We start from the raw sequence: 21,718 nt of genomic DNA, 5'->3' as shown, positions 1-21,718 counted from the left end.
GCTGCCTTTTCTGCTGCCGCCTGTGGGACAGCGCACGATGCGCATGACTGCGCCCTCTCCCCTTGTGGGAGAGGGCATCACCGCGGGAAGATACAAACTCATTGGGGTGAGGGGTATCTCTCGGCGCATTCATATGCATCGATATGCGCGGAGAGATACCACTCATCCGGCGCTTCGCGCCACCTTCTCCCGCAAGGGGAGAAGGGAAGAGACACTGTCGCTTGGACTAGCGACTCAATTCGCCGCAGACCTTGCCGCAGCCGGCATGTAGATCTGCGCGTAGCCTTCCTTGATCGCGGAGGTGATGCGGTCGAGGCGGCGGTCGATGTGCTTCTCCAGCACCGAGACGCAGGCCTCTTCGTCGCGCGCCTTCAGTCCTTCGATCACCGCGCGGTGCTCGGCCTGGGTGTTGGAGCGGTTGATGCGGTCCATGTCGATCCAGCGCACGAAGCGGATGCGGGCGTTGACGTTGCGCAGCACGCGCAGCATCTCGGCGTTGTTCGACATCCCCATCAACCGCTCGTGAAAGGTCTCGTCGAGTTCGACCAGCTCCACCGACGAACGCTCACCGGGATCGGGACCGGTAGCTTCGAGGAATTTCAGGAGCGCGTCGATGTCCTCGTCCCTGGCGCGCTTGATGGCGAGGCGGATCGAGGCGACCTCGATCGATTTGCGCAACTCGTAGAGATCGAAGATCTCGTGCGCGTCGAGCTCGCGGCAGAAGAAGCCCTTGCCCGGCGTGAAGCGCAGGAAGCCTTCGGTGTTGAGACGGTTGAGCGCTTCGCGCAGCGGCGTGCGGCTGACGCCGAGGCGCTTTGCCAGTTCGCCCTCGTTGAGCCGTTCGCCCGGCTTGAACTCATAGCTCACGGCCATCGCCTTGAGCTGTTCATAGACGCGATCGACGATACTATCGGAAGCCAGTTCCACGTTGCTCTTCATAAGCTGCATTCATGCCCGAACACAGCCCAATATACCGGGGCTGCATGGACGATTGCAATCCAAACAGCTGCCTAGCACATCTTGTGCAGAGCTTTGCGACAGCCGGGCTCAGCCAAACGCGCGCGGGCGCAGTCCAGCATGAAACCAGGTGATCATGGAATAGATGTCGTAGACCGGCAGTCCAACTTCGGCCTGCAGAGCTGCCGCATAAGGCGGCATGTTGGTGCATTCGAGCACGATGGCGCCGACATCCGGATTTTTCGCGACCAGCTCCTTGCCCGCCTCGACCACGTCGCGCTCGGCCTGGGTCACATCCATGTCGTCCTTCTCGGCCTTGATCAGGACGCGAAAGAATTCCTTGCCGTGCTCGGTGCCGACCAGTGGCGTATCGAGCGGCACGCCGGCGCCTTCGAGATGGGCCGGCGTTAAGGTCGAGCCTGACACCGTGACGAGACCGACGCGCTTGCCCGGCGGCAAGGTCGCCTGCACCCACGGCACCTGCATCAGCGACGAGGTCGCAACGGGAACGCCGACGGCGGCCGCGATCTCCTTCTGAAACAGCGAGAGGAAGCCGCAATTGGTGGTGATGGCTTCCGCGCCCAGCCGGACCAGGTCCTTCGCCGCATCGATGAAGTCAGGCAGCAGGCCGGCGGCGCCCTTCAGCACCACCTTCTCCGGCGACGCGCCGCTCACCACCCGATAGAGCACGGGGAACGGCCAGGTCGTGCCGTTGCCCATATCGCCGGGAATGCGGGGAAAGCGTGCCTCCAGCATCAAAATGCCGAGCGGCGCGCCATAGATGGCCTTGCCGCCGCGGGCGATGCGAGAGGACGAGTTGGCTGCATAGGTCATGTTGCGTTCTCAGAGGAAGCGAGTGGGCGCGAACGGGGCGAGCGGAATCTCCGGCTGCTTGCCGCTCAGAAGCTGCGCGACCAGACGGCCGGTGCGGGCCGATCCGACCAAGCCGACATGGCCATGGCCGAAGGCGTAGACGATATCGCGCGAGGCACGCGCATGGCCGATACAGGGAAGGCCGTCCGGCATGCTCGGCCGATGGCCGAACCAGGTTTTGATGCGCGAATCTGAAATATCCTTCGGCAGTTTCGGGAACATGCTGAAGAGGTTGTTGCGCAGGATTTCGGCGCGCTTCCAGTTCGGCGCGGCCTCGAGGCCCGCGATCTCGACCGTGCCGGCGGCGCGCAGGCCCTTGTCGGTCCAGTTCACCACCATGCTGACGTCGGACGCCATCATCGAGCTGCGCGGACCCGATTCCGGGTTCTCGATCATGACGTGATAGCCGCGCTCGGTTTCGAGCGGCAAGGGATCGCCGACGGATGCGGTGAGCTGTTTTGACCGCGCGCCGGCGGCGACTACCGCGGCATCGCAAGCAATCTCACCGGTCTCGGTGAGAACGGCAACGAGCTTGTTGCCTGAAAGCTTCAGACCGGTCGCCTTGGCATGAACGAGCTTGGCACCGCTCGCGAGCGCATGCTGAGCCAGCGCCGCAACGTAAGCGCCGGGATCGCGGCAGCGGCCGGCTTCCTCCACCACCACGCCAAAGGTGTAGCGCGGATGCAGATCCGGCTCGCGCTGACGCATCTCGTCGGCGTTCAGCTCCAGCCATTCGACGCCGACCTTCTTGCGCAGGCGCCAGCCGAGATTGCTGTCGAAATTGCCGCGCGACGGGAATACGTGCATCACGCCGTTGCGCTCGACCAACTCGGGCACGCCCGCTTCTTCCGCGAGCTTCTTGTGCAGCAGCGGCGCGTCCTTCAGCAGATCGCGCAGCGCAAACGCCGTCTTCTCGACCCGTGCCTCGGTCCAGCCCGAGAGCAAATACTTGATCAGCCAGGGCAGCGCCTTCGGCAAGTAAGACCAGCGGATCGCGAGCGGGCCGAGCGGGTCCATCAGATAACCCGGCACCTTCTTCCAGAGGCCCGGCTCGGCCGGCGGAATCACCGAATGGGAGGAGAGCCAGCCGGCATTGCCGTAGCTCGCCGCCTGTTCGCCACCGGGCTCGCCTGCGTCGATCAGCGTGACGCGATGCCCCTCGCGCAGCGCCTCGATGGCGCTGATCACGCCGACCGCGCCGGCTCCGATGATAGCGACGTGGCGGCCTTCCGACATCGGCTACGCCTTCACCGCCGGCGCGAAATCCTTGCCGACCGAGATCGCGCGCGGATCGATGATGCAGTGGAGGATCGACGGCTTGCCCGAAGCGAGCGCGCGCTCGAACGCCGGCGCAAACTGTTCGGTGCGCTCGACGCGCTCGCCATGGCCACCGAATGCCTTCGCATACATCGCAAAGTCAGGGTTCTTGAGCTGAGTTCCGACCACGCGGCCGGGATAATCACGCTCCTGGTGCATACGGATGGTGCCGTATTGCGAGTTGTCGACGACGATGACCACCAGCGGCGCGTCGTACTGCACGGCGGTCGCGAATTCCTGGCCATTCATCAGGAAGCAGCCATCACCGGCAAAGGCGACGACGACGCGATCCGGATATTGCCGCTTTGCAAGCACCGCGGCCGGCACGCCATATCCCATCGAGCCCGACGTCGGCGCGAGCTGGGCGGCAAAGCTGTGGAAACGGTGATGGCGATGGATCCAGCCGGCATAGTTGCCGGCACCGTTGCAGACGATCGCGTCCTTCGGCAGGCGGTCGCGGAGCCAGGTCATGACCTGGCCGTACTGGAATGTGCCCGGCAGCTCACGCGCCTTGTCGGTCCAGGCGAGGTAATCGGCATGCGCCTTGGCGGCCTCGCCCTTCCAGGCAACGGCGCCAGCGGGCTTCAGCGTCTCGACGGCGGCCGCGAACGCGGCAGGCGTCGCCTGGATCGCGAGCGCCGGCTGGTAGATGCGGCCGAGCTCTTCCGAGCCCGGATGCACGTGGATCAGCTTCTGCTGCGGGGTCGGAATGTCGAACAGCGTGTAGGACGAGGACGGCATCTCCGACATGCGGCCGCCGATGAGGAGAATGACGTCGGCGCCATCGATACGCGCCTTCAGGCCAGGGCTCGGCCCGATGCCGAGATCGCCGGCATAATGCGAATGATCGGCGTCGATCAGCGAGGCCCGGCGGAACGAGGTCGCGACCGGCAGGTCGAACCGCTCGGCGAAGCGCGCGATGCTCTTGGTCGCCTCATCCGTCCAGCGCGAGCCGCCGAGGATGACGAGCGGCGCCTTCGCACTCGCCAGCATCGCACTGACCTGCTCGATGTCAGCGGGCGCCGGCCAGCTCACGGCCGGCTCGATGCGCATGGCGTCCGCAACGGCCGCGGTCTCGGTCAGCATGTTCTCCGGCAGCGCGATCACCACGGGACCCGGACGACCCTGCATGGCGACGCGGAAGGCACGCGCGACCAGCTCCGGAATGCGATCGGGGCGATCGATCTCGACGGCCCATTTCGCCATGGTGCCGAACACCGCCTTGTAGTCGAGCTCCTGGAACGCCTCGCGCTCGCGCATGCCGGTGTCGACCTGTCCGACGAACAGGATCATCGGCGTCGAATCCTGCATCGCGATGTGGACGCCGTGGCTGGCATTGGTGGCGCCGGGGCCGCGGGTGACGAAGCAGATTCCGGGACGGCCGGTGAGCTTGCCATAGGCTTCCGCCATCATCGCTGCACCGCCTTCGGCGCGGCAGATCACGACGTCGATCGGGCTGTCATGCAGCGCGTCGAGTGCCGCGAGGTAGCTCTCGCCCGGCACGCAGGTGACGCGGTCGACGCCTTGGGCGACGAGCTGATCGATCAGGATCTGGCCCCCGGTGCGGGTGTTGCGAATGGTCATGACAGCTCCCTGCAGGCTTTGGCGATGCGCATCACGGCCTCGCGCAAGTTTTGTTCCGAGGTGGCGTAGGACAGGCGGAAATAAGGTGCAAGGCCGAAACAGCTGCCCGGCACCACGGCCACGTCATGCCTCTCCAGCAGGAAGCGGCAGAACGCCGCGTCACTGTCGATGACGGTACCATCCGGCGTGCGGCGGCCGATCAGGCCGGCGCAGCTGGCATAGGTGTAGAACGCGCCCTCCGGCCGGCGGCAGGTGACACCATCGATGGCATTGAGCGCATCGACCACGATGTCGCGGCGGCGCTGGAAGGCGGCACGGCGCTCGATCAGGATGCCTTGCGGCCCCGTCAGCGCGGCGATCGCAGCGGCTTGGCTCACCGAGGAGGGATTGGTCGTGCTCTGGCTCTGCACCACCGCCATCGCCGCGATCAATTCGCGCGGACCGCCGCCGTAGCCAACGCGCCAGCCGGTCATGGCGTAGGCCTTGGAAACACCATTCACGGTCAGCGTGCGTGATTTCAGGCTCGGCTCGAGCGCCGCTGCGGTCACGAACGGCATGCCGTCATAAATCAGGTGCTCGTAGATATCGTCCGCCATCAACCAGACATGCGGATGGCGCTTGAGCACATCCAGGATCGGGCGAAGCTGCGCGGCCGAATAGGCGGCGCCCGTCGGATTGGACGGCGAATTCAAGAGCAGCCAGCGCGTCTTCGGCGTGATCGCGCGTTCGAGATCGGCGGCATCGAGCCGAAACCCGTTCTCCTCACGACAGAGCACGTCCACCGGCGTGCCGTCGGCGATGCGCACCATGTCGGCATAGCTGGTCCAGTAGGGCGCGGCGAGGATCACCTCATCGCCGGGACTGAGCGTCGCCATGAAGGCGTTGTGGATCACCTGCTTGGCGCCGGCGCCTGCGGTGATCTCGTCGGCGGCATAGACGAGATCGTTCTCGCGGCGGAATTTCTCGGCGATGGCCGCCTTCAATTCCACGGTGCCGTCGAGGATCGTATATTTGGTCTGGCCGGCGCGGATGGCGCGCTCGGCCGCGTCCTTGGCATGATCAGGCGTATCGAAGTCAGGCTCGCCGGCGCCCAGCACGATCACCGGTCGCCCCTCGCGCTTGAGCCGCTGCGCGACCGCGCCGATCTTCAAGATCTCGGAGACACCGATCGCGCTGATGCGCTGGGCGGGACGGAAGGTCGATGCGGGCGCCTGGACAGTCACGGCCGAGCCTCAACTGCGCGCGGCGATCGCGATCACCTCGATACGGAAGGCGGGATCGGCGAGCTCGACCTTGCCGCAGGCGCGGGTCGGCGTGTTGCCCGGCACGACCCAGGCATCATAGACCGCGTTCATGGCGTCGAAATCGTCCATGTTCCTAAGCCAGACCTGCACGCTGAGCAGGCGCGATTTGTCGGTGCCGGCGCGCGCCAGCATGTCGTCGACCTTCGCCAGCGCCTCTTTCGTTTGCTGGGTGATATCAGCGGTCTTGGTGTCCGCCACCTGACCTGCGAGGAAAACGAGATCGCCGAACACGGAAGCGCGGCTGCGGCGGGCGTTCTGGTCGATGCGGGTGATATCCGACATGGGATGTCCTTATGTCTTTACTTGCCGGTGGCGATGATGCGGCGGCAGTGGTCGAGCGCCGCACCGATGAGGTTGTCGCTCGCCTCGGGCGTGCGGAACGCCGAATGCGCCGACAGCGTCACGTTCGGCAGCTTGGTTACGGGATGCCCCGCCGGCAGCGGCTCGACGGTGAAGACGTCGAGGCCGGCATGCGCGATGTGGCCTGAACGCAGCGCGTCAAGCATCGCGTCCTCGTCGACGACGGCGCCGCGCGCGGTGTTGATCAGGATGCTGCCTTTACGCATCTGGGCGATGCGCTCGCGCGACAGGAAACCCTTGGTCTCGTCGTTGAGCAAGAGATGCAGCGAGACGACGTGGCTCTCGGCGAGCAGCTTCTCCAGCGAGACGAACTCGACGCCGGGATGGGTCTTCGGCGTCCTGTTCCAGGCAATCACCTTCATGCCGCAGCCCGCCGCCATGCGCGCGGCTTCCGCCGCGATGCCGCCGAAGCCGATCAGGCCGAGCGTCTTGCCGGTGAGCTGAACCGCGTCACGGCGCAGCCAGTTGCCCTCACGCATGCCGCGATCCATCTCGCCAAAGCTCTTCGCAGACGCCCACATCAGCGCGATCGCGCACTCGGCAACGGCCGTATCGCCATAACCCTTGATGGTGTGGACGGAGATGCCGCGCTCGGCGAGCTCTTCCGGATTCATGTAGCTGCGCGCGCCGGTGCCGAGGAAGACGACATGCTTCAGCTTCGCGCATTTCTCGGCAATCGCTGATGGCACCGCCGTGTGGTCGACGATCATGATCTCGGCATCGCCGAGCAGGCCGGGCAGATCGTCGGGCTTGATCGAGGGATTGCGGTTGATGCCGACCGGCAGGCTCGCAGAGCGCAGCAGCTTGTCGGTCACCGCTGCCAGGGTCTCGTTCGCATCGACGAATAGGGCGCGCACAGGCCTCTCCTTCAGCTCACTTCCATATTGCGTTCAGTCTTGTATTCAGACTTAAATGCAATTTACAACCCCTCCCCATCAGGAATTTTGCGCAATCCTGCCAAGATATTGGGCTCATTTCTGCCTTGCCGCCCAAATGGCCAGCAACTCGAAATACCGTATTGCATTTTATCCTGAATACAGAAATAGTCCAGAGGCCGGACACGATCCGACCCAGATTCCAGGGAGACAGAGACCATGAATCGCAGGGATGCTCTCACCACCGTCGCGCTGGCAGGCGCAGCGTTCGCCGCCGCGAGCGGCTCGGCCAAGGCCGATGCGCCGACCTCCACGCTCGACCGCATCAAGAAGAATGGCGTGCTGCGCGTCGCCGTCATCGTCGGCCAGGAGCCCTATTTCCATAAGGACCTCGCCACCAACGAATGGTCGGGCGCCTGCATCGACATGGCCAAGGACATCGCCGGCAAGCTGGGCGCCAAGGTCGAGACGCTGGAATCGACCTGGGGCAACCAGATCCTCGATCTCCAGGCCGACAAGGTCGACCTCGCCTTCGCCGTGAACCCGACGCCGGAGCGCGCGCTCGTCATCGACTTCTCGACGCCGATCCTGGTGCACTCCTTCACCGTCATCACCAAGAAGGGCTTTGCCAAGCCGCAGACCTGGGCCGAGCTCAACAAGCCGGAGGTCAAGATCGCCGTCGACATCGGCTCGACCCATGAGACCATCGCGCGCCGCTACTGCCCGAAGGCGACCATCCTCGGCTTCAAGAACCGCGACGAGGCGATCCTTGCGGTCGCGACGGGACGTGCCGACTGCAACGTCTCGCTGGCGGTGCTTTCGGTCTCGACGCTGAAGAAGAACCCGAACCTCGGCGATCTCGCCATTCCGCGCCCACTGCTGACGCTGCCGACCAACATGGGCATCCGCGCCGAGAGCGACCGCCGCTACAAGGATTTCCTCAGCGCCTGGGCCGACTACAACCGCTCGATGGGCCAGACCCGCGACTGGATGCTGAAAGGCTTCGAGGCCGTCGGCCTCACCGCCGACGATCTTCCGGCCGAAGTGCAGTTCTGATCGGCCATGTATGTCTGGGACTTCGCGGCGCTCAAGCCGTATTGGGGCCTGATCTGCCAAGGGCTCCTGGTCACCGTGTATTACACGGTGACCACGGTGGTCGCGGGTCTCGCCATCGGACTGTTCGTCGGCATCCTGCGCACGACGGCACCGCGCTGGGTCACGGTGCCGTTGCGTCTCTATATCGAGGTGTTCCGCTGCACGCCGCTGCTGGTGCAGCTGATCTGGGTCTACTACGCCCTCCCCGTGCTGATCGGCGTCGACATGTCGCCGGCGATGGCCTGCTTCATCGCGCTGTCGCTCTATGCCGGCTCGTTCTATGCGGAAATCTTCCGCGGCGGCATCGAGGCCGTCGACACCGGCCAGTGGGAGGCCGGCCGCGCCATCGGCATGCGCCGCGGCAAGATCTTTCGCCGCATCGTGCTGCCGCAGGCAACGCAGGTGATGATCCCCTCCTTCATCAACCAGACCATCATGCAGCTGAAGAACACCTCGCTGGTGTCGGTGGTCGCGGTCGGCGACCTCCTCTATCAGGGCACGGTCATCACTGCGTCGAGCTACAAGCCGCTCGAGGTCTACACCACGATCGCCGTGCTCTATTTCGTCGTGCTGTTCCCGCTGACGCTGGTCGCTGATAGGGTCGAGCTCAAGATGGGAGCGCATCGATGAGTGCTCTGATCGCTGACAACATCCACAAGGCGTTCGGCGACCATGAGGTGCTCAAGGGCGTCTCACTTTCGGTCGCCCGCGGCGAGGTCGTCACCTTGATCGGCGCCTCCGGCTCCGGCAAATCCACCTTCCTGCGCTGCCTGAATCTCCTGGAAATGCCGCAGCAGGGCGAGCTTGCCATCGGCACGCACAAATTCGCCTTCGGCAAGGGCATGCGCGCCGCCGGCGATGCGCAGCTTGCGCTGCTTCGCCGCAGCGTCGGCATGGTGTTCCAGCATTTCAACCTGTTCCCGCACATGTCGGTGCTCGCCAATGTCACCGAAGGGCCGGTGCAGGTGAAGGGCATGGCGCGAAACGAAGCCGATGCGCTTGGCCGCGATTTGCTCGCCAAGGTCGGCCTCGCCGACAAGGCCGACGCCTTTCCGAGCCGCCTCTCCGGCGGCCAGAAGCAGCGCGTCGCGATCGCGCGTGCGCTCGCGATGAAGCCAGACGTGATGCTGTTCGACGAGCCGACCTCGGCGCTCGATCCCGAACTTGTCGGCGAAGTCCTGTCCGTCATCCGCAGCCTTGCGAGCGAAGGCATGACCATGGTGCTGGTGACGCATGAGATGGCCTTCGCCGCCGACGTCTCCACCCGCGTCGGCTTCATGAACGACGGCATCATGGCCGAGATCGGCACGCCCGAAGAGACCATCCGCCAGCCCCGCAGCGAACGGCTGAAGTCCTTCCTCAGCCGGTTTCACGAAACGCATTAGACTGCCTGGCACGACCATTCCGAATCGGTGGGGACACCCATGAAACTCCGCGGCGGCTTCACGAATTACGGCGAGACGATCGGCATCCTGATGCTCGATACCCGCTTCCCGCGCCCGCGCGGCGACATCGGCAATGCGCTCTCCTATGATTTCCCGGTGCGCTACAAGATCGTGCGCGGCGCACACGCCATAAGGATCATGGGCGACCATCCCGATCCCGCCCTGCTCGAGCCGTTCATCGCGGCGGCCCGCGAGCTGGAAGCTGACGGCGTCAAGGCGATCACCACGAGCTGCGGCTTCCTCGCGCCATTTCAGCAGCAGCTCGCGGCAGCCGTGAACATCCCGGTCTTCACCTCGAGCCTGATCCAGGCGCCGTTGATCCATGCCATGCTGCCGCCGGGCAAGGTCATCGGCATCTTCACCGAACGCGGCCACCACATGAACGAGGGGCATTTCCGCGGTGTCGGCTGGTCGCCGGACGAGATCCCCGTCCAGATCCAGGGCATGAAGCCCGATGCGCAGTTTCCCGCAACCTACATTCTCGGCCGCGAGGAACTGGAAACCGACGTCCTCCGCGCCGAGATGATCGAGATGACGGAAGCTTTCATGGCGTCCTGTAAAAACCCGGGTGCGATCCTGTTCGAGTGCACCAACATGTGCCCGTTCTCGCGGGACGTCGCCGAAGTCTCGAACCTGCCCGTGTTCGACATCAACACGCTGATCAATCTGTTCTACCGCGCGGCCAATCCGGTGCCGTTCCTGCGCTGAACGAGCCCCGCTGCCCCTCGTTGCCGGCCGGAACGAGACGCGTCAGGGCGTGACGGACGCGTCGGCCTCCCCCCCTCCCGCTGAACCCAACCCGTCGCAATCGCGCTTGCCCAGCTGAGCATGCCTTTGCTGCGCGCCAGTGCGGCCATGGCCGCGGTGTCGTAGGGCACGTAGCGGATCGTCGCGGACCAGTCTGCGCCGGCATGCTCCAGAATCGCGTAGCACGCATGCGGCGTACCGACCTCGACCACGTAGGGAACGGGCGCCTTCCCGTCATAACCGGGCAACCCGACGCTGCCGGGATTCACGACCGGCCGGCCATCCCTCAGGCGGACCACGCGCGGAATGTGGGTGTGGGCGCACAGGATGATCTCGGCGTCGATCCCCTCAGCTTCAGCCTCGATCGCGTCGATGCCGCTCGGGCGCGGGTAGCCGTCGTCGGCGATGTGGTCGAGCCAGAAAGCTGCGTCATCCCGCGGCGATCCATGGCACAGGAACACCCGCTCCTTATACGTGAGCGTGGACGGCATGCTTGCCATCCACTCGAAATGCTTGCGCGTGAGCTGACGGAAATCGCTGCGAGCGGAGCCGCCGGCCTGCCAGAGTTCGACGAGGATTCGATCCTGATCGCCCCGTATCGAGGGAAAGCCTCGCGCCATCAACAGGTCCGCGGTCCCGGCTGCCTCGAGCGGACCGCTGACATGGTCGCCGAGGTTCACGACCTCGTCGATGCCAAGCATGGCAATGTCCAAAAGGACGGCTTCAAGTGCCGGACGATTCCCATGCACGTCCGCGATGGCAGCAAATCTCATTTGGCCCCTCCCATTCGGAATGGCCGATCGTTCTCGCTATGCGGGGGATGCAGGACTGGCTAGTCAATTTAGCTACGTCTCTTTAGCTGCATTTGTAGAAGCGCCCGCAAGCTGAGGATCAAATCGGCGCTGCCAGAAGAATTACACGATCGTGGTTGCCAGGCAAGCAATGCGAGTTACGAACTGTCGCGGCAATGCCGACGTGACCTCGGGAAAATAACACGCTACGTTTCCCGGACAAGACCAAGAGGAAACGCCAATCGTGTACGACTTCATTATCGTCGGCGGCGGCTCGGCGGGGTCCGTGCTGGCCCACCGGCTCTCCGCAAAGAGCGCCAACAAGGTCCTGCTGTGCGAGGCCGGACAGGACACACCGCCCGGCAACGAGCCCGCAGAGATCAGGGACAGCTATCCCGGCACGGCCTATTTCGATCCCCGCTTCCACTGGACCGAACTCAAGGTCACCACCCAGATCGTCAGCCACAACAATCCGAACGAAGCGCGCCCTCCTTTACGCAAATACGAGCAGGCGCGCGTGCTCGGCGGCGGCTCGTCGATCAACGGCCAGATGGCCAACCGCGGCGCACCGACCGACTACGATGAATGGGACGCGCGGGGCGCCGACGGCTGGAGCTGGAACGACGTGCTGCCCTTCTTCAAGAAGGTCGAGCGCGACCTCGATTTCGACGGCCCGTACCACGGCAAGAACGGCCGAATTCCGGTACGCAGAATTCCCCGTGAACACTGGACGCGGCATTCGCAGGCGTTCGCCGACGCCTTCCACCAGGCCGGCCATCAGTTCGTGCCGGACCAGAATGGCGAGTTCGTCGACGGCTATTTTCCGGTGACGCATTCCAATCAGGCCGAGCAACGCGTCTCGGCCGCGATGGGCTATCTCGATCGCGACACGCGCAAGCGCGCCAATCTCACCATCTCCACCAACACGCAGGTGAGAGAGCTGCTGTTCGAAGGTACGCAATGCGTCGGCGTGAAGGCGACGGTCGACGGACGGGAACAGGAATTCCGCGGCCGCGAGATCATCCTCTCCAGCGGCGCGATCCATTCGCCGGCGCATCTCCTGCGCGCCGGCATCGGCCCGGTCGGTCATCTCAAGGATATGGGCATTCCCGTCCTGATGGGGCTGGCAGGCGTCGGTCAGCGCCTGATGGATCATCCTTCGATTTCGCTGTCGTCCTTTGTCCGCCGCGGCGCGCGCATGAACGAGCACACCAGGCGCCACATGCAGCTTGGCCTGCGTTATTCATCCGGGCTGTCGGGCGTACCGAAGGGCGACATGTTCGTCGTCCTGCTCAGCAAATCGGCCTGGCACGCGGTCGGCGAGCAGATCGGCTCGCTGCTGACCTTCGTCAACAAGACCTATTCCGAGACCGGACAGGTCAAGCTCGCCTCGCGCGATCCCGCCGCCGAGCCGATCGTCGAGTTCAATCTGCTGTCCGACCGCCGCGACCTCGACCGCCTGATGAGCGGCTTCCGCAAGATGGCGGCCGTGCAGATGAGCGACGTGGTGAAAGCGGTGACGGACAAGCCGTTTCCAGCCGCCTATACCGACAAGGTGCGCAAGATCGGCGTGGTCAATACCAAAAACAGGATCCTGACCAAGATCGCCGCGACCTTGATGGACGGGCCGGCGGCGCTGCGCCACTACCTGATCGACAATTTCGTCGTCGAAGGTTTCACCTTCGACCAGGTGATGAACGACGACGATGCGCTGGAAGCCTTCGTCCGCAAGGCGACCATCGGGGTGTGGCACGCCTCGTGCTCATGCCGCATGGGCCGGGCCGACGATCCGATGGCGGTGGTCGATAATCAAGGCCGCGTCAAAGGCGTTCAGGGCCTGCGCGTCGTCGACGCCTCGATCTTCCCCGTGGTGCCGTGCGCCAACACCAATTTTCCGGTGCTGATGTCGGCGGAGAAGATCGCGGCGGCGATAATGCAGTGAGCACTAACGACTGCCGGGCAGACGGAGAGATCAATGGAATGCACCATCCGCCCGGCGCGCCAAGAGGACAGCGGCGAAATCAGCGCCGTCATTCTGCGCGCACTGCGCGAGACAAATGCGAAGGACTACACCGTCGAGATCATCGAGCGGGTCGAGCACAGCTTCAGCCCGACCGCCGTTCTGGAACTGATCCGCAAACGCACGGTCCTTGTTGCCGCCGTTGGCAGCCGCGTCGTTGGAACGGCGAGCCTTGACGAAAGCGTCGTCCGCACGGTCTTCGTGGCTCCCGACGTTCAGGCCCTGGGGATCGGCAAACGGCTGATGGCCGAGATCGAGCGCATCGCGCGCGAGCGAAACATCGCTTTTTTGACCGTCCCATCTTCAGTCACCGCCGAATCCTTCTACGCGCGGCTCGGGTTCAAGGCCGTGCGCGACAGCTACTATGGCGATGAGCGCACGATCATCATGGAGCGATCGCTCGCTGCTGTTTCGTAGGTCCGGACTGCGCCGATAGCTCCGCCCATACGCGGAAGCGCGCGCCGTCGTTGAGCGGCACGATGTGAAACGGCTGGCCGAAGATCGCGAGCGGCTCATGGCCCGGCTCGAACTGCGGCCACGCTTGCGCGACGTCCGGCATGCCGGTCGTGACGAAGCGCAAGACGCTCGCCTGAAACCGCGCCGCGACATCAATGTCGGCCGGGGTCATCGGCCCGCCCTTGCGCCTGAGGATCGGCCGATCGATGAAATCAGGCAGATGCGCCCACAGGCAGGCATTGTCCGCGCCATGGGTTGGTCCCTGCGACAGGAACGGCTCCAGCGCCGGGCGATGATCGAACCGGCTCAACCACACCGCGCCGCCTGCCGCAGCATGACGCCGCGCGAGATCGGCCATGGGGCGATGCCAGAACGCATCCGACAACAGCGCCTCGTACGGATCCTCGTCGAGGCGCGCGTTGGCGCGATAATAGGATAGCAGCCGGCACCAGCCGGCATCGCCGAACGCCGCGCGCACTTGTCGCTCGGTGGTGCGGATCATCGCGGCCGGCGGCATGCTCTTCAGGAACATCACCATCTCGTCGCGGCAGGAGCCGAGCCAGAGCGGAATGTCGCGCAAAGTTTCGTCGGCGAAGACGTCGCGCGGCTCGCGCGCGATCACGGTCCCGTCGAGCACCGGACCGAACACGGTGCCTGCGTCCGTCTCGTCCGCGAGCCTGCGTCCGACGCGCTCTACCGCCGCGAACAGCTTTGGCAGCGGCACGGACGCAATCGCGCTGGGATCGCGCGCAAGCTCGAGCTCCTCGAGCACGTGGCGCGCGACATCGTCGGCGTGCCCCGCACTCATGATGTTGCGCCCGGGCGCGCTCAGCGCGAGGGCACGGATAAACTTGCCTCGTGCCTGCGGCAGGGTTGCGAGCGCGATCACCATGGAGGCGCCGGCAGATTGTCCCGACAGCGTAATCGCATCCGGATCGCCGCCGAAATTCGCGATGTTGGCCCGGACCCAATCGAGCGCTGCGAGCGTATCCTGAAGCGCGAGGTTGTTGGCTTCGGTGAGGCCGTAGCGATGCAGTTGCAGGAAGCCGAGCGGCCCGAGCCGGTAGTTGATGGTGACGATGACCGCCGGGCCGTGGGCAGCGAGGAAGGAGCCGTCATAGTCGGCGCCGCCGCCGGTGACGAAGGCGCCGCCATGGATGAAGAACTTGACCGGCAGCGGGTGATCCGCCGCCGGCGCCCAGATGTTCAGGCTGAGACAGGATTCCTCGTCAGCATGATCGAGGTGGCCGGGCTGCGGCGCGTAAGCGCCGTAGTCCGTGCATCGGCGCGGCTCCGTCCACGCGAGCGGCGGTGTCGCCCTGGCAAAACGCCGCGCGGTCGCGAACGGCACGCCCTTGAAGGCGCGTAGGCCGTTCTGCTCGGCGCCGATGATCGGCCCGCTGGTGGTCGAAACTGCATTGGTCAACATGCGACTTTCACTCATGCTGGCTCAGGCGTGCCGCTTGCCGAGATCGGCGATGTCGACATTGAGGGTTTCGCGCGCGGTGGCCGCTGATGCCGCCGAGATCACGCAGCAGCAGGCAACGAAGATTGCCACGGGAATCCAGCCGTTCGGCCCCTCGCCGACCAGGCTCGCACTCACCAGCGGCGTGAAGCCGGCGGCGAGGAAGCCGAGCTGCGTGCCGATCGCCGTGCCGGAGTAACGCACGCGCGCGTCGAACATCTCCGCATAGAACGACGGCCAGATCGCGTTCGGCGCGGCGTAGATGACGCCCGAGAGGATCATTGCCGCGGCGAAGATCGCCAGCGTATTCCCTGATGTCACCAGCATGAAGTACGGGAACACCAGCACTGCACAGCCGAGCACGCCACCGATGAACACCGGCTTGCGGCCGATCCTGTCGGCCAGCAGCGCCCACAGCGGCTGGGTGATCAGCGCGGTGACATTGCCGAGCGCGCCGGCCCACAGCATGGTCGGGCGCGCGACGCCGAACTTGCTGGTGGCATAGCCGAGCGCGAATACCGCGGTCATCGTGCTCACGGTGGCGATCAGCGCACAGACGATCACGCGCAGCACGTCCGGCCAGTAGTCGCGCATGAGCGTAACGACGGGGAAGCGCGCCACCTGCGCCTTGTCCTTGATGTCTTCGAAGACGGGCGTTTCCGGCATGGTCCTCCGCACCAGGTAGGCGACCAGCAGCACGAGCGCGGAGAGCAGGAACGGAATGCGCCAGCCCCAGCTCAACAACTGGTCTTCCGGCAGGCTCGACACCGGGATGAACACCAGTGTTGCAAGGATCGCGCCGGCCTGGGTGCCGCTCAGGGTCCAACTCGTGAAGAAGGCGCGGTTCGAATTGGCGGAATGCTCCAGCGTCAGCGAGTTGGCTCCGCTCTGCTCGCCGGCAGCCGACAGGCCCTGCAACAGGCGGAGCAGCGTCAGGATGACAGGCGCGGCATTGCCGATCGTCTTGGCATCCGGCAACAGGCCGATCGCCAGCGTCGAGCCGCCCATCAGCACCAGCGTGAACAAGAGCACCGTCTTGCGGCCGATACGGTCGCCGAAATGGCCGAGGATGACGGCGCCCACGGGCCGGGCGATATAGCCGATGCCGAAGGAGAGCAACGCGAGCAGCGTCGCGGTCGAGGGATCGACGTTGGCGAAGAACACTTTCGGAAAGATCAGCGCCGCAGCGGTGCCGTAGATGAAGAAGTCGTAGTATTCGAGCATGCTGCCGACGAAGCTGACCAGCGCGGCGCGCTTCGGCAGTTTGTTCGGCGTGGCTTCCGCGCTGGATGATGCGCGCAGCGGTGCGGTTGGCGTCAACGTCATTGAAGGCTCCTCCCCATGTGGCCGGTGCGGTTCGCGTCAGGCAGATCGCCTCGCGCGCGTTTTCTGGTTCTGGTTGCCGCAACTTTGGTCTGATAATGTACGAACTAGTACGTTTATGCAATACGCATTGGATCAGTGCCCGGACGGGTGAAATTTGCCTTCACCTTCAAGGTGATCCGTGGAAACTGGCGGGAGAAACAGTGATGCTCGAGCGCATGCCGCCCCCATCGAAGCGCACCAACGACCCCGAGCGCACCAAGCGCGACATCCTCGAAGTGGCGATGGCCGAATTCGCCTCGGAGGGCTATTCCGGCGCCCGCGTCGATGCGATCGCGGCGCGCACGCGCACATCCAAGCGGATGATCTATTACTATTTCGGCGGCAAGGAGCAGCTCTACCTCGCGGTGCTGGAGGAGGCCTATCGCAGCATCCGCGCGCTGGAGGACCAACTCGACATCGAAAGCTGCGACGCCCGCGAGGGATTGCGCCGGCTGATCGAGGCGACCTTCGACCATGACGAGCGCAATCCGAACTTCATCCGCCTCGTCAGCATCGAGAACATCCACCACGGCAAGCACCTCAAGCAGAATCTGCAACTGCGCCAGCTCAACGCCAGCGTGATCGCGACACTCGACGGCATCCTTGAGCGCGGCCGCGGCGAAGGCGTCTTCCGAGACGACGTCGACGCCATCGACCTGCACCTCGCCATCTCCTCCTACTGCTTCTTCCGCGTCGCCAACCGCCACACCTTCGGCGCCCTGTTCGACCGCGACCTCAGCGAGCCCAGGGTGCTGGCGAAGAGCCGGACGCAGATCGTGGAGATGATCTTGGCGTGGCTGGCGGCGAAGGCTTAGCCACACACTCGCTGTCATTCCCCGCGACCCGGCTACGCCAAGGCTTCGCCGGGGCTGCGGTCCAGGGGCGCCGAAGCTTTAGCGTAGGCGGCAGGCGGGGAATCCAGTACGCCGCGGCCTATCGAGGAACCACCACCGTCTCTGGAGTACTGGATCACCCGCTTTCGCGGGTGATGACGGCGGAGGCCGGAGCCCCCTCACCCGCCCTTCTTGCCCCGCGTGCTCGCCAGCAGCACCAGCATGAACGACGCCACCGTCATCAGCGTCGAGATCGCGGCGATGGTCGGATCGATCTCGTCGCGCAGCGCGGTGAACATGCGCTTGGTCAGCGGCTGATACTGGCCGCCGGAGATGAACAGCGCGACGATGGTCTCGTCCATCGCCGAGATGAAGGCGAAGATGCCGCCCGCGACCACGCTGGACTTGATCTGCGGCAGCGTCACCGCGAAGAAGCTGCGCAGACGGTTCATGCCGAGGCTGCGCGCCACCATCTCCTGCGCCGGATCGAAGCTCTGCAAGCCCGCAAGCACCGAGATGACGACATAGGGCAGGCCCAGCATCACGTTCGCCAGCACGAGGCCGGGCATGGTCGCGACCAGGCCGACTTTTGCATAGACGAAGAAGATGCCGACCGCAGTGATGATGATCGGCACCACCAGCGGCAGCAGCAGCGCCATGTGGATGATGCGCATGATGCGCAGCTTCGACTGGCTGATCGCGTAGGCCGCCGCAACCCCGCACGGCGTTGCGATCAGGACCGTGAAGAACGCGACCGTCAGCGTCACCCGCGTCGCCTGCATCCAGGCCGGATTGGCGAAATATTGCTGGTACCAGCGTAGCGAGAACGACGGCGGCGGGAACGTCAGGAAGCGCGCACTGGAGAACGAGATCGGCGCGATGATCAGGACGGGAAGGATCAGATAGACCAGCACCAGCGCGCTGATCACGTAGAGGACCATCCGTGCGGGCGAAGTGCGCGTCATTTCTGCCCCAACACGCGATCGAGCGAGATGAAGCGGCTGACGGCGAAGAAGATCAGGAGCACGCTGAGGAGCAGCACCACGGCGACCGCGCTCGCGGCGCCGAACTGGTTGTAGAGCTCGACATTGCGGCTCACCAGCATCGACACCATCACGGTGCGGCCGCCGCCGAGCAATTCCGGCGTGATGTAGAAGCCGAGGCAGAGCACGAACACCATGGTGCAGCCGGCGAGCACGCCCGGCAGCGACAGCGGCAGGAACACGCGGAAGAAGGTGAGCGACGGGCTCGCCCCCAGGCTCGCGCCGGCCTGCATCAAATCACCGGGGATCTTCTGCATGGTGGCATAGAGCGGCAGCACCATGAACGGCAGCAGGATGTGCACGGTCGCAACCACCGTGCCGAACGTGTTGTGCACCAGCGCGAGCGGCTCGGAGATCACATCGAGATAGCGCAGGAGCTGGTTGATCACGCCGGTGCGCTGGAGCAGCGCCAGCCAGGCATAGGCGCGGACCAGCACGGACGTCCAGAACGGCAGCACCACCAGCGACAGGATCAGGATGCTCCATCCTTTCGGCACTGCGTTGGCGAGATAGGCCACGGGATAGCCGAGCAGCAGCGCGATCACGGTGACGGCGAGGCTGATCTCGAAGGTCAGCGCAAAGCTGCGCCAGTAGATGTCTTCGGTGAAGACCCGGCGATAGTTCTCCAGCGTGAAGCCGTCATGGTAGATCGACTGCCAGGCGAGCCAGCCGACCGGCAGTACGATCAGGAGAAGAATCACGAGCAGCGCCGGCGACACCAATGCCAGCATCAGCGCATGCTCGCGGCGCTGATGCTTTTGGGAGGAATCTGGCACGGATGTCGACAACGCTGACCTCGCTTACTTCTGCATGAAGGACGCCCAGCGCTTCTCGGCGGCCTCGCCCGCGGGCGAGGACCACCAGGCGTAGGACATCAGCGCCTGCTTGGCCGCGTTCGCCGGCTCGCTCGGCAATTGCGCGGCGCGCTCGGGCTTGATCACGCCGGTCTCGAACGCCTTCGGATTGCCCGGGCCGTAGTCGATGTTGAGCGGCAGATTGGCCTGGTGCACGGGATCGACGGCCTCGTTGACGAATTTGACTGCCGTCTCCAAATTCGGCGCGCCCTTGAGGATGCAGAGCGAAGTGCTCTGAAGGACGCCCTGGTTGTAGGTGAAGGAGACCTTTGCACCCTCCTTGGCCACGGCGCTGACGCGGCCGTTCCAGGCCATCTCCATGTCGACCTCGCCGTCATTGAGGAGCTGCGCCGACTGCGCGCCTGAGGTCCACCACACCGTGATGTGCGGCTTGATCTCCTCCAGCTTCTTGAAGGCGCGGTCGACGTCGAGCGGGTAGAGCTTGTCGGGCGCGACGCCGTCGGCCATCAGCGCGGCCTCGAGCGTGGCGATCGGGTGATTGCGCAGCGCACGGCGGCCGGGGAATTTCTTGACGTCCCAGAAATCCACCCAGCTGTTCGGCGCGTCCTTCGGAAACGTCTTCTGGCTGTAGGCCAGCACGCTGGAATAGAACTCGTAAGACACCGAATAGGGACTGCGATAGGCCTCCGGCATCGCCGCCGCGTTCGGGATTTTGGAGAAGTCGAGTTTTTCGATCAGCCCCTGCTCGCCACCGCGCAGGCAATAGCCGGTCGGGGTGTCGACGACGTCCCAGATCGGCTTGCCGCTGCCGACCTGCGTCTTGATCGCCGGCCAGGCGTCGGGGATCGAGTCCTGGTTGATGGTGATGCCGAGCTTCTTGGCGGAGGGATCGAGGATCGCCACCGTCTGCGCCGCCTGATAGGCGCCGCCTTGCGAGACGAAGGTGATCTGCTCGGCGGCGCTCGCCGCGGTGGTAAATCCGATTGCGCCCAGCGCGGCACAGCCCAATCCAAAATTCCGTGTCGTCGTCATCCTCGCCTCCTCCATCACCAAATAATCTCACTGACCGATCGCATCGAGAAACTGGTACCAGCCGGCGACCATGCGCACGGCGGGCTCGCGCAGCGGATAGAACGGGATCGCCTTCATGCGCCTGATATCGAGCAGCCCGACCTCGGGCGTCTCGCCGCGCACGAAGGCGGCGAGATAGCGGCCCATCAGGCTCGACATCGCAACGCCGGCGCCGTTGTAGCCCATCGAGACCAGCGTGCGGTCGTCGAGCCGGCCGATATGCGGCACCGAGTCCATCGTCATCGCGACGAGGCCCGACCATTTATAGGCAAGCGGCACATCAGCGAGATCCGGGAAGATGCCGACCATCGCCTTGCGCAAGGCGTCGAAGGCAGCTTGCGAGTCCTGCTTGCCGAAGGCGCCGCGGCCGCCGAAGATGACGCGGTTGTCGACCATGCGGAACCAGCGCATCATGCGCTTGGTCTCGGTGTAGGTGCGCCCCGTCGGCATCAGCTTGCCCGCGAGATTGCGCGGCAGCTGCTCGGTCGCGACCATGGCGCTGCGGAACGGGATCAACGTGCGCTGCATGTGCGCAGTCGCATCGGTCAGGTCGGAATAGCTGTTGGTGGCGATGATCGCCTGTTTCGCGCGCACCGCGCCTTGCGGCGTCTCGGCGACGATGCCGCCGTTCTCGCGCCGGAGTTTGACCACCGGCGACTCCTGGAAGATCGGAACGCCACGGCGCGCGACGCCATCGGCGAGCCCGCGCAGATAGTTCAGCGGATGAATGCCGCCGGAGCCGGGATTGAGCACGCCGCCGACAAAGATGTCGGAGCCGGTTTCGTCACGTACCCCGCGCTTGTCGAGGATGCGGACTTCGGCGGAGCCCATCTCGCGCGTCATCCAGTTGGCTTCGTCGATCGCGGCTTTCAGCGTCGTCTCGTTATGCGCGGCCTTGACCTGGCCCGTGCGTGTCAGCGCCGCGCTGGCGATGCCGAATTCGGACACCAGCTCTTCGACCATGTCAGTCGATTCATGCGCGATCTCGTACATGCGCTGCGCCATGGCGCGGCCATGGGTGGCGTCGATCTCGCGGAACGACAGCCGAAACTTCGCGGTGATCACCCCGCCATTGCGCCCGCTCGCGCCCCAGCCGGGACGGTTGGCCTCCAACACGACCGGCGACAAACCGCTCTTGGCGATGTGGTGCGCCGCGGAGAGGCCCGTGTAGCCTGCACCGATGATCACCACATCCGCCTGTCGCTCGCCCGACAGCACGGGAAACGCGCGCGCCGGCTCCGCCGTGGCTTCCCACAGCGAGTTGGCCGATGGCAATGCGCTCCAGTCCCGTGTCATGCCGCC

At 64.9% G+C, this 21,718-nt stretch carries 20 protein-coding genes and 1 pseudogene; 7 read left to right on the top strand and 14 right to left on the bottom strand.

From position 1 onward, the window contains the following. Nucleotides 1-234: 234 nt before the first annotated feature. The 7 genes from IVB46_RS17500 to IVB46_RS17470 all read right to left on the bottom strand — a co-directional run bounded on the left by IVB46_RS17500 (nt 235) and on the right by IVB46_RS17470 (nt 7,252). Nucleotides 235-927, bottom strand: a complete 693-nt coding sequence (locus IVB46_RS17500; RefSeq protein ID WP_247304441.1) for a GntR family transcriptional regulator — start codon at nt 925-927, stop codon at nt 235-237. Between the two features lie 120 nt (nt 928-1,047). Continuing rightward, on the bottom strand, nt 1,048-1,791 hold the full coding sequence (locus tag IVB46_RS17495; protein ID WP_247304443.1) for an aspartate/glutamate racemase family protein: 744 nt from the start codon (nt 1,789-1,791) through the stop codon (nt 1,048-1,050). 9 nt (nt 1,792-1,800) lie between these two features. Beyond that, on the bottom strand, nt 1,801-3,066 hold the full coding sequence (locus IVB46_RS17490; RefSeq protein ID WP_247304446.1) for an FAD-binding oxidoreductase: 1,266 nt from the start codon (nt 3,064-3,066) through the stop codon (nt 1,801-1,803). Between the two features lie 3 nt (nt 3,067-3,069). Continuing rightward, nucleotides 3,070-4,731 (bottom strand): thiamine pyrophosphate-binding protein, encoded by a 1,662-nt coding sequence (locus IVB46_RS17485; RefSeq protein WP_247343164.1) that lies wholly within the window; start codon nt 4,729-4,731, stop codon nt 3,070-3,072. Beyond that, a complete protein-coding gene (locus IVB46_RS17480) occupies nt 4,728-5,954 on the bottom strand; it encodes a pyridoxal phosphate-dependent aminotransferase (protein ID WP_247304449.1) in 1,227 nt (408 codons plus the stop codon). The genes IVB46_RS17485 and IVB46_RS17480 overlap by 4 nt, the downstream gene beginning before the upstream one ends. Before the next feature lie 9 nt (nt 5,955-5,963). Then, entirely contained in the window at nt 5,964-6,317 is a 354-nt protein-coding gene (locus tag IVB46_RS17475; protein WP_063981348.1) for a RidA family protein, read from the bottom strand. A gap of 17 nt (nt 6,318-6,334) precedes the next feature. Continuing rightward, on the bottom strand, nt 6,335-7,252 hold the full coding sequence (locus IVB46_RS17470; RefSeq protein WP_247304451.1) for an NAD(P)-dependent oxidoreductase: 918 nt from the start codon (nt 7,250-7,252) through the stop codon (nt 6,335-6,337). Between the two features lie 237 nt (nt 7,253-7,489). On the opposite strand from IVB46_RS17470, the gene IVB46_RS17465 reads away from it, so the two are divergent. From IVB46_RS17465 to IVB46_RS17450, 4 genes are read left to right on the top strand one after another with little or no spacing between them, the layout of a single operon-like run. Further along, on the top strand, nt 7,490-8,326 hold the full coding sequence (locus tag IVB46_RS17465) for a transporter substrate-binding domain-containing protein (protein WP_247304453.1): 837 nt from the start codon (nt 7,490-7,492) through the stop codon (nt 8,324-8,326). A gap of 6 nt (nt 8,327-8,332) precedes the next feature. Then, nucleotides 8,333-8,995, top strand: coding sequence for an amino acid ABC transporter permease (locus IVB46_RS17460; RefSeq protein WP_166102640.1), 663 nt, complete (start codon nt 8,333-8,335; stop codon nt 8,993-8,995). Next, nucleotides 8,992-9,750 (top strand): amino acid ABC transporter ATP-binding protein, encoded by a 759-nt coding sequence (locus tag IVB46_RS17455; protein ID WP_085405277.1) that lies wholly within the window; start codon nt 8,992-8,994, stop codon nt 9,748-9,750. The genes IVB46_RS17460 and IVB46_RS17455 overlap by 4 nt, the downstream gene beginning before the upstream one ends. A 39-nt stretch (nt 9,751-9,789) precedes the next feature. After that, nucleotides 9,790-10,518, top strand: a complete 729-nt coding sequence (locus IVB46_RS17450) for an aspartate/glutamate racemase family protein (RefSeq protein WP_247304455.1) — start codon at nt 9,790-9,792, stop codon at nt 10,516-10,518. An 80-nt stretch (nt 10,519-10,598) separates the two neighbouring features. Here the strand turns inward: IVB46_RS17450 and IVB46_RS17445 are convergent. Beyond that, nucleotides 10,599-11,330, bottom strand: a pseudogene (locus IVB46_RS17445) (metallophosphoesterase family protein); the annotation flags it as partial. 262 nt (nt 11,331-11,592) lie between these two features. On the opposite strand from IVB46_RS17445, the gene IVB46_RS17440 reads away from it, so the two are divergent. Beyond that, on the top strand, nt 11,593-13,290 hold the full coding sequence (locus tag IVB46_RS17440) for a GMC oxidoreductase (RefSeq protein WP_247304458.1): 1,698 nt from the start codon (nt 11,593-11,595) through the stop codon (nt 13,288-13,290). 33 nt (nt 13,291-13,323) lie between these two features. Then, complete coding sequence (locus tag IVB46_RS17435; protein ID WP_247304460.1) at nt 13,324-13,785, top strand: GNAT family N-acetyltransferase; 462 nt, start codon at nt 13,324-13,326, stop codon at nt 13,783-13,785. Here IVB46_RS17435 and IVB46_RS17430 read toward each other — a convergent pair. Beyond that, entirely contained in the window at nt 13,754-15,253 is a 1,500-nt protein-coding gene (locus IVB46_RS17430; protein WP_247304461.1) for a carboxylesterase family protein, read from the bottom strand. The two genes, IVB46_RS17435 and IVB46_RS17430, sit on opposite strands and share 32 nt — an antisense overlap. Nucleotides 15,254-15,274: 21 nt before the next feature. Further along, nucleotides 15,275-16,615 (bottom strand): MFS transporter, encoded by a 1,341-nt coding sequence (locus tag IVB46_RS17425; RefSeq protein ID WP_247304463.1) that lies wholly within the window; start codon nt 16,613-16,615, stop codon nt 15,275-15,277. A gap of 203 nt (nt 16,616-16,818) precedes the next feature. Here IVB46_RS17425 and IVB46_RS17420 point away from each other — a divergent pair, with 203 nt between their 5' ends. Beyond that, entirely contained in the window at nt 16,819-17,469 is a 651-nt protein-coding gene (locus IVB46_RS17420) for a TetR/AcrR family transcriptional regulator (RefSeq protein ID WP_247304465.1), read from the top strand. A gap of 197 nt (nt 17,470-17,666) precedes the next feature. On the opposite strand, the gene IVB46_RS17415 is transcribed toward IVB46_RS17420, so the two are convergent. The 4 genes from IVB46_RS17415 to IVB46_RS17400 form a co-directional block, all read right to left on the bottom strand. Continuing rightward, entirely contained in the window at nt 17,667-18,452 is a 786-nt protein-coding gene (locus IVB46_RS17415; protein ID WP_247304467.1) for an ABC transporter permease, read from the bottom strand. Then, nucleotides 18,449-19,261 (bottom strand): ABC transporter permease, encoded by an 813-nt coding sequence (locus IVB46_RS17410; protein ID WP_085405326.1) that lies wholly within the window; start codon nt 19,259-19,261, stop codon nt 18,449-18,451. The genes IVB46_RS17415 and IVB46_RS17410 overlap by 4 nt, the downstream gene beginning before the upstream one ends. Nucleotides 19,262-19,330: 69 nt before the next feature. After that, nucleotides 19,331-20,377: an ABC transporter substrate-binding protein gene (locus IVB46_RS17405; protein WP_247304469.1), complete on the bottom strand. Its 1,047-nt coding sequence runs from the start codon at nt 20,375-20,377 to the stop codon at nt 19,331-19,333. A 27-nt stretch (nt 20,378-20,404) separates the two neighbouring features. Then, entirely contained in the window at nt 20,405-21,712 is a 1,308-nt protein-coding gene (locus IVB46_RS17400) for an FAD-binding oxidoreductase (RefSeq protein ID WP_247304471.1), read from the bottom strand. Between the last annotated feature and the right edge of the window lie 6 nt (nt 21,713-21,718).

The organism is Bradyrhizobium sp. 61, from assembly GCF_023073075.1.
GTDB classification, from domain to species: Bacteria; Pseudomonadota; Alphaproteobacteria; order Rhizobiales; family Xanthobacteraceae; genus Bradyrhizobium; species Bradyrhizobium barranii.
The sequence above is the reverse complement of the archived record's forward strand: the minus strand, read 5'-3'. Positions and strand labels throughout refer to the sequence as shown.